Below are 13068 nucleotides of genomic sequence, written 5' to 3'. Positions count from 1 at the left end.
TTGTGCCACGAATGGTGCGGGGGATGGGCGGGGCGATTCAATCGGCGAAAGCGGGTTTTGGGCGATTATCGAACGTAAGATTGGCTGGGGATTTGTGTTGTCTGTTCCGGCCTCATCGCGAGCAAGCTCGCTCCCACAGTGATCCGGTTTGAACGCAAATTATGTGTTCGCCTAAGACCCCTGTGGGAGCGAGCTTGCTCGCGATGAGGCCAGTCCTGGCGCCACAATTTTCCGCAGACAACAAAAAGCCCACCAATCGGTGGGCTTCTTGTTTTACAGCGCTATCAGAACAACTTCAGCTTCGGCGCTTCTTCTTTCAACGGCTCGTTCTTCGCGGTCTGCTCGTTCCAGCCACCGCCCAGTGCCTTGTACAGATTGACGGCACTGACCAGTTGGGCCAGACGGTCGGTGATCAGTACTTGTTGGGCACTGAACAGTTGGCGCTGGGCATCGAGGAAAGTCAGGTTGCTGTCGACACCAATGCGGTAACGACGCTCGGCCAGACGGTAGTAGTCCTGGTTGGCGGTGACGAAATCACGCTGGGCCTGCAACTGATCGGTGTAGGTCTGGCGGGCGGCCAGGCCGTCGGCGACTTCCTGGAAGGCCGTTTGAATGGACTTCTCGTAGTTCGCCACGCCGATGTCTTTCTGGATTTTTGAATAATCCAGGCTGGCGCGCAGGCTGCCGGCATTGAAGATCGGCAGGTTGATCTGCGGCTGAAACAGCCAGGTGCCCGAACCGCCCTTGAACAGACCGGACAGGTCTGGGCTCAGGCTCCCGGCATTGGCGGTCAGGCTGATGCTCGGGAAGAAGGCAGCACGTGCCGCGCCGATGTTGGCGTTGGCGGCTTTCAGGTTGTATTCGGCCTGGAGGATGTCCGGACGACGTTGCAGCAAGTCCGACGGCAGGCCAGGCGGCACGTCGCTCAGCAGGTCGTCAGCCAACGGCTTGGGCGCTTGCAGATTGGCCGGGATTCCCGAGCCGAGCAGCAGCACCAGGCTGTTTTCATCCTGGGCGACTTGACGTGTGTATTTGGCCTGTTGCGCGCGGGCGTTTTCCACCGAGGTACGCGACTGTGCCAGGTCCAGGGCCGAGGCTACACCCACTTCGTTGCTGCGGGCGGTGAGCTTGTAGCTCTCGTCGAATGCACCCAGGGTGTCCTGGGTCAGTTTCAGCAGCTCCTTGTCGGCTTGCCAGGTCAGGTAGGCATTGGCCACGCTGGCCACCAGGCTGATCTGAGTGCTGCGGCGTGCTTCTTCAGTGGCGAAGTATTTCTGCAGCGCTTCTTCGCTCAGGCTGCGAACCCGACCGAACAGGTCGAGTTCATAGGCGCTGATGCCGACCGTGGCCGAGTAGGAACTGGTGATACCCGCTTCGCCGGTCTGCGAGGCGCGTGCCGGGACGCGCTGACGGCTACCGGTGCCGTTGGCCGACACCGCCGGGAACAAATCGGCACGCTGGATGCGGTATTGAGCCGCGAAGGCGTCGATATTCAGCGCCGCGACACGCAGATCACGGTTGTTTTCCAGGGCGACCTGGATCAGCTGTTGCAGCGCCGGGTCGTGGAAAAACTGCTTCCAGCCCTGTTCGGCGGCAGCTTGGGCAGGCGCCTGGGCCGACGAATACGCCGGACCTTGCGGGTACTGGCCCGCCACCGGTGCTTCAGGCTGCTGATAATCGGGTATCAGCGAGCAGCCGCTGAGCACGAAGGCGGCAACAGCCAGGGAGAGTAGCGACTTGCTCATTAGCCAGCCTCTTTAGAAGGTTCAATAGCGTCGTCCTGGTCAGCGGTTTTGCGCTGCCCCATGGCCGACACGGTGACGAAAAACAGCGGGACCCAGAAGATCGCCAGGATCGTGGCGGTGATCATACCGCCAATGACCACGGTACCGATGGCGTGTTGGCTGCCCGAGCCAGCACCGCTGGAAATGGCCAGGGGCACCACGCCGAGGACGAACGCCAGGGACGTCATGATGATCGGGCGCAACCGCATGCGGCAAGCCTCGATGGCTGCCTCCTGCAAGCTCTTGCCCTGTTCGTGCAGGTCTTTGGCGAACTCGACGATCAGAATGGCGTTTTTCGCCGCCAGACCGATGGTGGTCAACAGACCCACCAGGAAGTACACGTCGTTGGACAGACCGCGCAGGCTGGTCGCCATCAGCGCACCGATAATCCCCAGCGGTACCACGAGCACCACCGCAATCGGAATCGACCAGCTTTCATACAACGCCGCCAGACACAGGAACACCATCAGGATCGAGAGCGCGAACAGCGCCGGCGCCTGAGAGCCTGCCAGTCGTTCTTCATACGACAGACCGGTCCAGGAAATACCGACACCGGCCGGCAGTTTCTTCGCCAGGGCTTCGACTTCGGCCATGGCTTCACCGCTGGAATAACCCGGTGCCGGGGTGCCAAGGATTTCCATCGCTTCTACGCCGTTGTAACGCGACAGTTTCGGCGCACCGTAAATCCACTCACCCTTGGCGAACGCCGAGAACGGGACCATGGTGCCGGCGCTGTTGCGCACGTACCATTTCTTGACGTCTTCAGGACTCATGCGCGAACCCGGCTGGCCTTGCACGTACACCTTTTTCACCCGACCGCGGTCGATGAAGTCGTTGACGTAGCTACTGCCCAGCGCAATCGACAGGGTGTTGTTGATGTCGGTGAGCGTCACGCCGAGGGCGCTGGCCTTCTCGTCGTCGATTTCCAGTTGGTATTGCGGTTCGTCGTTCAGACCGTTCGGACGGACTTGCGACAGCACCTTGCTCTGCGCTGCCATGCCGAGGAACTGGTTGCGCGCTTCCATCAGCTTGTCGTGACCGATACCGGCGCGGTCCTGCAGGAACACGTCGAAACCGGTGGCGTTACCCAGCTCCAGTACCGCCGGTGGGGCGAAGGCAAACACCATGGCGTCCCGGAAGGTGAAGAAGTGCTGCTGAGCACGGGCCGCAAGTTTGAACACGCTGTTGTCGGCGTTACGTTCGCCCCACGGTTTGAGCATGATGAACGCCATACCCGAGCTCTGGCCACGGCCGGCGAAGTTGAAGCCGGTCACGGTAAACACCGAGGCCACCGCGTCGCCTTCACCGCCATCCTTGCTCGGACGCAGCAGGAACTCACGCATTTCGTCCACGACCACTTGCGTGCGTTCGGCACTGGAGCCGGCCGGGGTTTGCACCTGGGCGAACAGTACGCCCTGGTCTTCTTCCGGGAGGAACGAGGACGGGATGCGCATGAACAGCCAGATCATGCCGACGACGATGATCACGTAGACCAGCAGGTACGGCACCTTGTTGCGCAGAATATTGCCAACGCCACGTTCGTAGCTTTTCACGCTACGGTCGAAGTTGCGGTTGAACCAGCCGAAGAATCCGCGTTTCGGAACGCCGTGCTCGCCTTTCGGAATCGGCTTGAGCATAGTGGCGCAGAGTGCCGGGGTGAAGATCAGCGCGACCAGTACCGACAGGGCCATGGCCGAGACGATGGTGATCGAGAATTGCTTATAGATCACACCGGTAGAACCGCCGAAGAATGCCATCGGCAGCAGTACCGCCGACAGTACGAGCGCAATACCGACCAGCGCACCCTGGATCTGCCCCATGGATTTCTTGGTGGCTTCCTTGGGTGACAAGCCTTCTTCACTCATGACCCGTTCGACGTTTTCCACCACGACGATGGCGTCATCCACCAGCAAGCCGATGGCCAGCACCATACCGAACATGGTCAGGGTGTTGATGCTGAAACCGAACGCCGAGAGGATCCCGAAGGTACCCAGCAATACCACTGGCACGGTCATCGTGGTGATGACGGTGGCGCGGAAGTTTTGCAGGAACAGGAACATCACCAGGAACACCAGCACGATCGCTTCGACCAGGGTTTCAACCACACCCTTGATCGATTCGGTCACCACCGGAGTCGTGTCGTATGGGAACACCACTTCCATCCCTTGCGGGAAGAACGGCTTGAGGGTTTCGATGGTCTTGCGCAGGGCTTTTGCAGTGTCGAGGGCGTTGGCACCGTTGGCCAGTTTCACCGCCAGACCGGAGGCCGGACTGCCGTTGAACTGGGCACTGACCGAGTAGTTTTCACCGCCCAGACCGACATCCGCAACGTCGCCGACACGCACTTGCGAACCGTCCTTGTTGACCTTGAGCAGGATCGCCTTGAACTGCTCGGCAGTCTGCAGGCGGGTCTTGCCGATGATCGTCGCGTTCAGCTGTTGGCCTGCCACGGCAGGCAAACCGCCGAGTTGACCGGACGACACCTGAACGTTCTGAGCGGCGATGGCGGTTTTCACGTCCACCGGGGTCAGGTTGTAGTTGTTCAGCTTGGCCGGGTCGAGCCAGATCCGCATCGCGTACTGGGCACCGAAGACCTGGAAGTCACCGACACCGGCGGTCCGCGAGACCGGGTCCTGCATGTTCGACACGATGTAGTTGGCCAAGTCGTCCTTGGTCATGCTGCCGTCGCGCGAGACCACGCCGATCACCATCAGGAAGTTCTTCACTGCCTTGGTGACGCGGATCCCCTGTTGCTGCACTTCTTGCGGCAGCAGCGGGGTGGCCAGGTTCAGTTTGTTCTGGACCTGAACCTGCGCGGTATCGGAGTTGGTGCCCTGCTCGAAGGTCGCGGTAATGGTCATGCTGCCGTCGGAGTTACTTTCCGAGGAGACATAACGCAGGTTGTCGATACCGTTGAGCTGTTGCTCGATCACCTGCACCACGGTGTCCTGCACGGTTTGTGCAGACGCGCCTGGGTAGGTCACCGAGATGGCAATGGCCGGAGGCGCAATGCTCGGGTATTGGTTGATCGGGAGTTTGAGGATCGATAGTGCCCCGACCAGCATGATCACCAGGGCAATTACCCAGGCGAAAATCGGACGGTCGATAAAAAATCTGGACATGGTCTACTCCCCTTTGCCGCTGGAAGCCTTGCTAGCTGCCTGTGCGGGGGCCGGGTTCTTTGCGCTAACGTTGGTCGCTTCACTGGCTTTTACTTCAATGCCAGGTTTGACGTATTGCAGCCCTTCGGTGATCAGGCGATCGCCGGCCTTCAGACCGTCTTCAATCAGCCATTGGCTGCCGACAGTACGGCTGGCCTTGAGCTGACGCAGTTCGACCTTGTTGTCCGCACCGACGACCAGCGCGGTCGGGGTGCCTTTGAGGTCGCGGGTCACGCCTTGTTGCGGCGCGAGGATCGCCGCGCTGTTTACACCGGCCTGCAATTGGGCGTGTACAAACATGCCTGGCAGCAGGGTGTGATCAGGGTTCGGGAATACCGCACGCAAGGTCACGGAACCGGTGGTCTGGTCCACCGAGACTTCGGAGAACTCGAGTTTGCCTTCCTGTTTGTACTGGCTGCCGTCTTCGAGGGTCAGTTTGACCGCTGCCGCCGTGGCGCCGGCCTTTTGCAGGCGACCGCTTTCCAGTTCGCGGCGCAATTCAAGCAGCTCCACGGAAGACTGGGTCACGTCGACGTAGATCGGGTCCAGTTGCTGGATCACCGCCATGGCATCGGCCTGGCCGTTGCTGACCAGCGCGCCCTCGGTCACGTTCGAGCGGCCGATGCGACCGGAGATCGGTGCGTAGACCTTGGTGTAACGCACATTGATCTGCGCGGTTTGCAGGGTAGCTTCCGATTGCAACCGGTTGGCCAGGGCCGTGTCGTATTCCTGACGGCTCACAGCCTGTTCGCTGACCAGTTGCTTGTAGCGATCCGAAATCGATTTGGTCTGCTGCAAGTTGGCTTGGGCGCTTTTCAGGGTGGCTTCATAAACCGCCGGATCAATCTGATACAGCTGTTGGCCGGCCTTGACGTCGCCGCCTTCCTTGAACAGGCGCTTGAGAATGATGCCGTTCACCTGAGGGCGAACTTCGGCGATGCGGTACGCGCTGGTACGGCCCGGAAGCTCGGAGGTCAGGGTGAAGGCTTGAGGTTGCAGAGTAACGACGCCGACCTGAGGGGGTGGTGCGGCAGGTGCTGTCTCTTCCTTTTTGCATCCGCTGAGCAGCGATGCCAAGGCGAGGGCAGTGACCAGAGCGGTAACAGCTGGTTTGAATTGCATGAAAATCCTCGGGTCAGGCGCGCAAATTGCGCACTAGAAATGTGGAAAGGTAAAAAATGTGCGCTGAGTGGATAAGTAGCTTGCTAAGCAATATACTTACGTTCATGGTTGTTTGTAAACACCTTGACTGTGTATCCACACCGTTACCAAAGCTGTTCAAAGATCCGAATTGTAGGCCGGGGACGACGCCTAAGAGCGCTTGCCCCACTTTTGTTCAGCGAATAGTCAGAAATCGCTGAAGCATCCTGATTGAGGTTGTACTGCCATGGTTCGTCGTACCAAAGAGGAAGCTCAAGAAACCCGTAGCCAGATACTCGAAGCGGCAGAAAAAGCCTTTTTTGAGCGGGGCGTAGCGCGCACGACACTGGCGGATATCGCTACCCTGGCCGGGGTCACTCGCGGCGCCATCTACTGGCATTTCAGCAACAAAGCGGATCTGGTGCAGGCCATGCTGGATACCTTGCATGAGCCGCTGGAAGAAATGGCCAAGGCCAGTGAAAGCGAAGATGAACTCGACCCCTTGGGCTGCATGCGCAAGCTGCTGATTCATTTGTTTCATCAAGTTGCCCTGGACCCGAAAACCCGACGCATCAATGAGATTCTGTTTCATAAGTGCGAATTCACCGATGAAATGTGCGACCTGCGCCAGCAGCGTCGAGCGGTCAGTCTTGATTGCAATGTGCGAATCGCTCTGGCCCTGAGTAATGCGGTCAATCGGGGACAGTTACCGGAAAGCCTCGATACGGCCCGCGCGGCCATCAGTCTGCATGCGTACATCGACGGCATCCTGTATCAGTGGCTGTTGGCGCCCGACAGCTTTGAACTGCACATAGATGCCGAGCGCTGGGTCGATACAGGGTTGGACATGCTGCGCTTGAGCCCCAGCCTGCGCAAATGAAACAAAATGCGTAATCGCATCGGTGTGTGTCATTAGGTGAGGTTTAGAGGAGCCACCGCTCATGCTTTGCGGCAGAGTGCTTTTATAAACTGACGCTGCCTAGGTTGATAGGCAATCAATGGCGAATTTTGTAGGGAATTTGTTTCGCGCTTGTGAAAGTGTGTGAACAGTCGGCCGACAAGCCGCCGAGTGGGCAGGCAGATGCTCCGCCAGACAACTCTGACGGGGCCGCATTTTCAGCCCAGCGTGATTTTCACGGTAAAACTGTATGGACCTTCATCCTCCGCGTAAGTGATTCGGGTCGTGCATTTGATCGGGGTGGCGCCGATAGAGATAACTTTGTTTGTTCGAACAGGCGTCAGCGTCGGCGTGAAAACACCGAAAGAGCTCTTGACGCTCAAGCCGAAGTCAAAACGAAATCCGAGGTCCTTGTCGTCGAACACAATAAAATGCTTGATCAAGTCCTTGCTGGGTGTTCCCAGTTGCCTGGAGTAAGTAAAGCCGCAGTTGAATGCCTGGATGTCCCAAGGAAGTATTTTTATACTGTCTCGCTCGTCTGCGCTCAAGTTAAGATTGTTTTCGCCAACGGCAAGGGCATGGGCGGTGTTATTGATCAACTTTACAACGAGACGCGTCCGCTTTGAGTGAGGTCTCTCTTGCTCCCAGGCTTGAACCTCCTTGTTGACCTTTTCTTCCAGTTTTGCATGTGCTGCCGTGGCCTTGAGCAGCTCGAGGTTTTCTTCTGTGTTAAGCGATTGGATATAGTTATAAATAGAAGCCCAAGGTGCATAGCCGGTCAGGGAGAGTAATTCTTCGTAAGTGTTCTTGTTGTCCTGGGTTGAATTTTCGAGGGCGTTATCATTCATCTTGAATTCCTTTTCAATAGTGTTTGTGGATGTTTATTAATCGATACGTTCAGTCCTGTCGTGGGGATAATATGAATCGTTAGACGGTTTTTTGACAGTTTGAATATTCTACTGAATATTTAACTTGGATAAAAAAAGCCCTGGCTCTTTCGAGTCAGGGCTTTGTTATTTCGGTTGATAGTTAGAGCGCGGGATAATCAATGTATCCTACCGGGCCTTTGGCGTAGAACAATTCCGGACGCGGCTCATTCAATGGCGCATCGGCCTTCAAACGTGCCGGCAGGTCCGGGTTGGCAATGAACGGCACACCGAAGGCGACCGCATCAGCCTTGCCGCTGGCCAGCCAGGCGTTGGCGCTGTCCTTGGTGAAGCGTTCGTTGACGATGTACGGGCCGCCGAACGCTTCTTTCAATTGTGGACCCAGGCTGTCGCCATCTTCTTTCTCGCGGGAGCAGATGAAGGCGATGCCACGTTTGCCCAGTTCGCGAGCGACGTAAGTGAAGGTCTCGGACAGGTTGTCGTCGCCCATGTCATGGAGATCGGCACGGGGTGACAGGTGCACACCCACGCGGCCTGCGCCCCAGACTTCGATCGCGGCATCGGTCACTTCCAGCAACAGGCGTGCGCGATTTTCCACGGAACCGCCGTAGTTGTCGGTGCGCTGGTTGGTGCTGGTTTGCAGGAACTGGTCGAGCAGGTAACCGTTGGCGCCGTGAATTTCCACGCCGTCGAAACCGGCCGCCTTGGCGTTCTCGGCACCGACGCGGTAGGCGTCGACGACGTCGGCGATTTCAGCGATTTCCAGGGCGCGTGGGGTTGGGAAGTCGGCCAGCGGGCGAACCAGGCTGACATGGCCTTTTGGCTGAATGGCGCTTGGTGCGACCGGCGCTTCACCGTCCAGGTACGACCCGTGGGAAATACGGCCGACGTGCCACAGTTGCAGGAAAATCTTGCCGCCCGCGCCGTGAATAGCCTTGGTCACGTTGGCCCAGCCACGCACTTGATCGTTGGACCAGATACCCGGGGTGTCCGGGTAGCCGACACCCATCGGCGTGACCGAAGTGGCCTCGCTGAGGATCAGGCCGGCCGAGGCGCGTTGTACGTAGTACTCGGCCATCAGCGCGTTTGGCACGCGGCCTTCGTCGGCGCGGCAGCGGGTCAGCGGCGCCATGATGATGCGGTTGGCCAACTCGAGGTCGCCCAGTTTGATCGGATCGAAAATAGTCGTCATGAAATAGCTCTCTTGTAGAGATCAGTGGGTAGCAGGGGCCAGTTCGGGATTGCCGCTCTGACGGAAGGTAATCAGGGTCACCAGCAGGGCGAGTACCGCCAGTGCGGCTGCCGCGAGAGGAACGCTGGTCAAGCCGAAACCGTGGGCGATGACGCTGCCACCGACCCAGGCACCCAGTGCGTTGCCGATATTGAAAGCGCCGATGTTCAGGGTCGACACCAGGTTCGGTGCGGCTTTGCCGTAGGTCACGACGTTCACTTGCAGGGCGGGCACGGCGGCAAAGCACGCGGTGGCCCAGAGGAACAGGGTGATTTCGGTCGGAATCAGCGCGACGCTGGTCCAGGTCAGCACGGTAGAGATCACGGCCATCGAGATGAAGACGCCGGTCAGCGTCGCGGCCATGCCTTTGTCAGCAAGCTTGCCGCCGATGATGTTGCCGACGGTCAGGCCCAGGCCGATGAGCATCAGGGTCCAGGTCACGCCTTTTGGCGAGACACCGGTGACATCGCCGAGCAGCGGGGCGACATAGGTGAACAGGGTGAATACGGAAGCCGCGAACAACGCAGTCATGCTCAGCGACAGCCAAATCCCGGCGCCTTTGAGGGCGCGCAGCTCGGCGCGCATGTCGAGTTTCTCTTCATCGCGCTTGGCCGGCAGGAAGCGGATCAGCCCGATCAATGCGATCACACCCATCACGGTCACCGCCCAGAAGGTCGAACGCCAGCCGGCTTGCTGACCGAGCGCGGTGCCCAGCGGAACGCCGAGCACGTTGGCCAGGGTCAGGCCGGTGAACATCAAAGCCACGGCCGAAGCGCGTTTATTCGCCGGAACGAGACCTGCCGCGACCACCGAACCAGTACCGAAGAACGCACCGTGGCAGAGGGCGGTGACCACACGGGCAAACATCAGCACGTTGTAGTCGGTCGCCATTGCGCAGAGCAGGTTGCCGACGATGAAAATCCCCATCAACGCTACCAGCGCGGCCTTGCGCGGCAATCGAGAGGTGGCCAGTGCCATGAACGGCGCGCCGATGGCCACGCCCAGAGCGTAACCGGTCACCAGCCAGCCGGCGCCGGGGATCGACACACCGAGGTCGGCCGCCACATCAGGCAGCAAGCCCATGATGACGAACTCGGTGGTGCCGATGGCGAAGGCGCTCAAGGCCAGAATGAGTAGCGAGAGGGGCATTGTTTAATTCCTGGTCGGAGCGCTGAGCTCCTTGACGATGGCGTCGAGGAACGCCTGAATCACGTCCTCGTTGCGTTTGAAGAAGTGCCATTGACCGGCTTTCTGGCTGCTGATCAACCCCGCCCGTTGCAAGTTCGCCAAATGGGCGGACACGGTCGACTGCGACAGGCCGCAGCGTTGATCGATCTGTCCAGCGCAAATGCCGTACTCGTGGTTGTGGATCTGTTCCGGGAACTGGGCTTTGGGGTCTTTCAGCCAGGTGAGGATGTCTCGGCGTACTGGGTGTGCCAGGGCTTTTATTATTTCGTCGAGGTCGATGGTCATGGTTTGGGCTCGTGATGAGTAAAACGCTATATCGCGATGAGGCGAACTTTAAATCGGTACTTCGCGATATACCAATATGATTTTGGTCTGACGACCGCCTAAATCGGTGTATCGGGTTATAACGATATTTGATGCGCAGTGCTAAGCTGCGCGGCATGAACTATCTCGCACATCTGCACCTCGGTGGCCAGCGCCCCGGTCAATTGCTCGGCAGTCTGTATGGCGATTTCGTCAAAGGGCGGCTGCAAGGGCAGTTCGATCCCGAGATCGAAGCGGCCATCCAGCTGCATCGAAGCATCGATGTCTTTACTGACCGCCATCCGTTGGTGGACGTTTCGTTGTCGCGGTTTTCCCTGACCCGCAGGCGCTACGCCGGGATCGTGCTCGATGTTTTTTTCGACCATTGCCTGGCGCGTGACTGGACGCTGTACGCCGACCGGCCGCTGGAGCAATTTACGTCGGACGTGTACCGGGTTTTGTCCGCAGAGCCGCAATTGCCGGAACGGTTGGCGAGGATCGCGCCGCACATGGTGGCGAATGACTGGTTGGGTTCTTACCGGGAGTTCGCGGTGCTGGAGCAGGTGCTGCGGGGGATTTCGCGGCGGTTGACGCGACCGGAGGAACTGGCCGCAGCGATGCAGGAATTGCGGGTGTTGTATGAGCCGTTGAGTGATGACTTTCGGTTGTTCTATCCGCAGCTTCAGGACTTTGCCCAAAACAATGTGGGAGCGAGCTTGCTCGCGATGAGGCCATAACTGTCACCATTGATGGTGAGTGGTAGATAGCTATCGCGAGCAAGCTCGCTCCCACAGGGGATTTGTATCAGGCCGCGATCGCGGGGCGCAGCGGTTCCGGTTGCGCCTGCGGAATCACCCCAAACAACGCCTTCTGTACCGCCTGCTGTGCCTCGAACGCCAACGCCGCACGCTCGCGACCTTCGCAAGCGATCGGCTTGAGCAGATGAATCTCCACCTCACCCCGATCATTGGCAAACAAGCGCATCAGGTGCGAGAGCAAGTCATCATCGCCAATGAACGGCGCCAGCGAATCGAGCTCACCGCCGCGCAGGTAACGAATCGCCACTGGCTGCAACTTCACTTCGGAATCGATCGCAGCAGACAGCAAGCGGCCATGAAAAGTACGCAATGTGCGGCCATCGGTGGTGGTGCCTTCCGGGAACATCAGCAGCGGATGATCCTGCTCCAGATGACGGGTCATCTGTTTGCGGATCAACTGACTGTCACCTGAACCGCGACGGATAAACAGGCTGCCGGCCTTGGCCGCCAACCAGCCCGCCACCGGCCAGGTGCGCACTTCGGCCTTGGACAGGAACGACAGCGGCGTGAGCATGCCCAGCAGTGGAATGTCGGTCCAGGACACGTGGTTGCTCACCCAGAGCATCGGCGCCTTCGGTAATTCACCGTGCATGGTCACGCGAAAGGGCAGAGCATTGCTCAGGCGCGCCATGAAGAACCGCGACCAGCGTTGGCGACGGACCATCGAATGAGCAATCCCCAAACGCTCGAATAGCCCAAACACTCCAGCCATGCTCAAACCCAGCGCCACCACCACCAACACTCGCGCAATCCGCGCGTACACCCGTAACCGACGCATCATACGGCCGCCTTGAAGTGCTTGGCATAACGCGGGCAGAGTTCGTCGCGCTTGAGCAGGATGAACACGTCGGCGACCTGGAAATCTTCGTCCCAGCACGGCTCGCCGCAGATCTTCGCGCCAAGGCGCATGTAGGCCTTCAGCAGCGGTGGCATTTCGGCGATGACGTTGGACGGGATGTCGAGGCTCGGCAGTGGTTTTTTCGGTTCGGCCCGCAGGTGTTCAGTGCACAGGTAGCGCTCACGCAGGCGCTGCATGATCGCGTGGGCTTGAATGCCGCCGTCCTGCATTGGAATGCTCGCGCAACCCATCAAATAGCTGTAGCCGCCCTGGTTCAGCACTTCGGCCAGTTCGCCCCAGAGTACGGCGATGGTACCGCCGTTGCGGTACGCCGGGTCGACGCAGGTGCGGCCGATTTCCAGAATCGGGCCTTTGAGATGGACCAGGCCATGCAGGCTGAATTCTTCTTCGCTGTAGAACTTGCCCAGGCTGCTGGCGGCCGTGTGGTCGAGCAAACGGGTGGTCGCCACCAGTCGCCCGGTGTTCAAGTCACGCACGCCGATGTGGGCGCAGTGAACATCATAGTCATCCATGTCCAGACCCAGCTCCGCGCCTTTCAGCTTGGCGTTGAATTCGCCGCTGAACACGTTGAAGCGCAGGGCCTGGGCTTCCTGCAAGGCCTCGGCGCCCACCAGGCGTTCGGCTTGCAGGCGGCGTTCATTGCCGGTGTCGCTGATGCGGGCGATCTGAGTCATTGCGAATCTCCATACGGGCCGGTCACCCGTCTTGGGTTGCAGCCGATCGACTTTCTTTATGCAGCCGTGTTGTGCAAAGTCAGGCTATGTAGCCCCGGTGTCATCGCCATGAAGCTTTGGTGATG

At 59.1% G+C, this 13068-nt stretch carries 11 protein-coding genes; 2 read left to right on the top strand and 9 right to left on the bottom strand.

Annotation, left to right across the window (positions count from 1 at the left end; translation table 11 throughout):
- Positions 1-284: 284 nt before the first annotated feature.
- From emhC to ACYZT7_RS25365, 3 genes are read right to left on the bottom strand one after another with little or no spacing between them, the layout of a single operon-like run.
- Positions 285-1745 carry an efflux RND transporter outer membrane subunit EmhC gene (emhC, locus tag ACYZT7_RS25375; protein WP_462038672.1) on the bottom strand — a complete coding sequence of 487 codons (1461 nt, stop codon included), beginning with the start codon at positions 1743-1745 and terminating at the stop codon, positions 285-287.
- Positions 1745-4906 carry an efflux RND transporter permease subunit EmhB gene (gene emhB / locus ACYZT7_RS25370; protein WP_462038671.1) on the bottom strand — a complete coding sequence of 1054 codons (3162 nt, stop codon included), beginning with the start codon at positions 4904-4906 and terminating at the stop codon, positions 1745-1747. Before emhB ends, emhC begins: the two co-directional genes overlap by 1 nt.
- Before the next feature lie 3 nt (positions 4907-4909).
- Entirely contained in the window at positions 4910-6067 is a 1158-nt protein-coding gene (locus tag ACYZT7_RS25365; protein WP_462038670.1) for an efflux RND transporter periplasmic adaptor subunit, read from the bottom strand.
- 265 nt (positions 6068-6332) lie between these two features.
- Between ACYZT7_RS25365 and emhR the strand changes: the two genes are divergently transcribed.
- Positions 6333-6965, top strand: a complete 633-nt coding sequence (emhR, locus tag ACYZT7_RS25360) for an efflux system transcriptional repressor EmhR (RefSeq protein WP_462038669.1) — start codon at positions 6333-6335, stop codon at positions 6963-6965.
- 236 nt (positions 6966-7201) lie between these two features.
- Here emhR and ACYZT7_RS25355 read toward each other — a convergent pair whose 3' ends face one another.
- From ACYZT7_RS25355 to ACYZT7_RS25340, 4 genes are all read right to left on the bottom strand, one after another.
- Positions 7202-7831 carry a hypothetical protein gene (locus ACYZT7_RS25355; protein ID WP_462038668.1) on the bottom strand — a complete coding sequence of 210 codons (630 nt, stop codon included), beginning with the start codon at positions 7829-7831 and terminating at the stop codon, positions 7202-7204.
- Positions 7832-8012: 181 nt separating this feature from the next.
- A complete protein-coding gene (locus ACYZT7_RS25350; protein WP_462038667.1) occupies positions 8013-9062 on the bottom strand; it encodes an alkene reductase in 1050 nt (349 codons plus the stop codon).
- 21 nt (positions 9063-9083) lie between these two features.
- Positions 9084-10250, bottom strand: coding sequence for an MFS transporter (locus ACYZT7_RS25345; protein WP_462038666.1), 1167 nt, complete (start codon positions 10248-10250; stop codon positions 9084-9086).
- A 3-nt stretch (positions 10251-10253) separates the two neighbouring features.
- A complete protein-coding gene (locus ACYZT7_RS25340) occupies positions 10254-10574 on the bottom strand; it encodes an ArsR/SmtB family transcription factor (protein ID WP_449642596.1) in 321 nt (106 codons plus the stop codon).
- A gap of 155 nt (positions 10575-10729) precedes the next feature.
- On the opposite strand from ACYZT7_RS25340, the gene ACYZT7_RS25335 reads away from it, so the two are divergent.
- On the top strand, positions 10730-11329 hold the full coding sequence (locus ACYZT7_RS25335; protein WP_462041861.1) for an acyl carrier protein phosphodiesterase: 600 nt from the start codon (positions 10730-10732) through the stop codon (positions 11327-11329).
- A gap of 67 nt (positions 11330-11396) precedes the next feature.
- On the opposite strand, the gene ACYZT7_RS25330 is transcribed toward ACYZT7_RS25335, so the two are convergent.
- Complete coding sequence (locus ACYZT7_RS25330; protein WP_462041860.1) at positions 11397-12188, bottom strand: lysophospholipid acyltransferase family protein; 792 nt, start codon at positions 12186-12188, stop codon at positions 11397-11399.
- A complete protein-coding gene (olsB, locus tag ACYZT7_RS25325; RefSeq protein ID WP_008152922.1) occupies positions 12188-12943 on the bottom strand; it encodes an L-ornithine N(alpha)-acyltransferase in 756 nt (251 codons plus the stop codon). Before olsB ends, ACYZT7_RS25330 begins: the two co-directional genes overlap by 1 nt.
- Positions 12944-13068 lie beyond the last annotated feature (125 nt).

The organism is Pseudomonas sp. RT4P38, assembly GCF_054897765.1.
Note: the sequence above shows the minus strand (reverse complement) of the source record. Positions and strands in the feature narration are given on the sequence as shown.

Bases quoted from the DNA above. Each gene is read 5' to 3' on its own strand.
- emhC (WP_462038672.1), bottom strand. From the start codon at position 1,745: ATGAGCAAGTCGCTACTCTCCCTGGCTGTTGCCGCCTTCGTGCTCAGC.
- emhB (WP_462038671.1), bottom strand. From the start codon at position 4,906: ATGTCCAGATTTTTTATCGACCGTCCGATTTTCGCCTGGGTAATTGCC.
- ACYZT7_RS25365 (WP_462038670.1), bottom strand. From the start codon at position 6,067: ATGCAATTCAAACCAGCTGTTACCGCTCTGGTCACTGCCCTCGCCTTG.
- emhR (WP_462038669.1), top strand. From the start codon at position 6,333: ATGGTTCGTCGTACCAAAGAGGAAGCTCAAGAAACCCGTAGCCAGATA.
- ACYZT7_RS25355 (WP_462038668.1), bottom strand. From the start codon at position 7,831: ATGAATGATAACGCCCTCGAAAATTCAACCCAGGACAACAAGAACACT.
- ACYZT7_RS25350 (WP_462038667.1), bottom strand. From the start codon at position 9,062: ATGACGACTATTTTCGATCCGATCAAACTGGGCGACCTCGAGTTGGCC.
- ACYZT7_RS25345 (WP_462038666.1), bottom strand. From the start codon at position 10,250: ATGCCCCTCTCGCTACTCATTCTGGCCTTGAGCGCCTTCGCCATCGGC.
- ACYZT7_RS25340 (WP_449642596.1), bottom strand. From the start codon at position 10,574: ATGACCATCGACCTCGACGAAATAATAAAAGCCCTGGCACACCCAGTA.
- ACYZT7_RS25335 (WP_462041861.1), top strand. From the start codon at position 10,730: ATGAACTATCTCGCACATCTGCACCTCGGTGGCCAGCGCCCCGGTCAA.
- ACYZT7_RS25330 (WP_462041860.1), bottom strand. From the start codon at position 12,188: ATGCGTCGGTTACGGGTGTACGCGCGGATTGCGCGAGTGTTGGTGGTG.
- olsB (WP_008152922.1), bottom strand. From the start codon at position 12,943: ATGACTCAGATCGCCCGCATCAGCGACACCGGCAATGAACGCCGCCTG.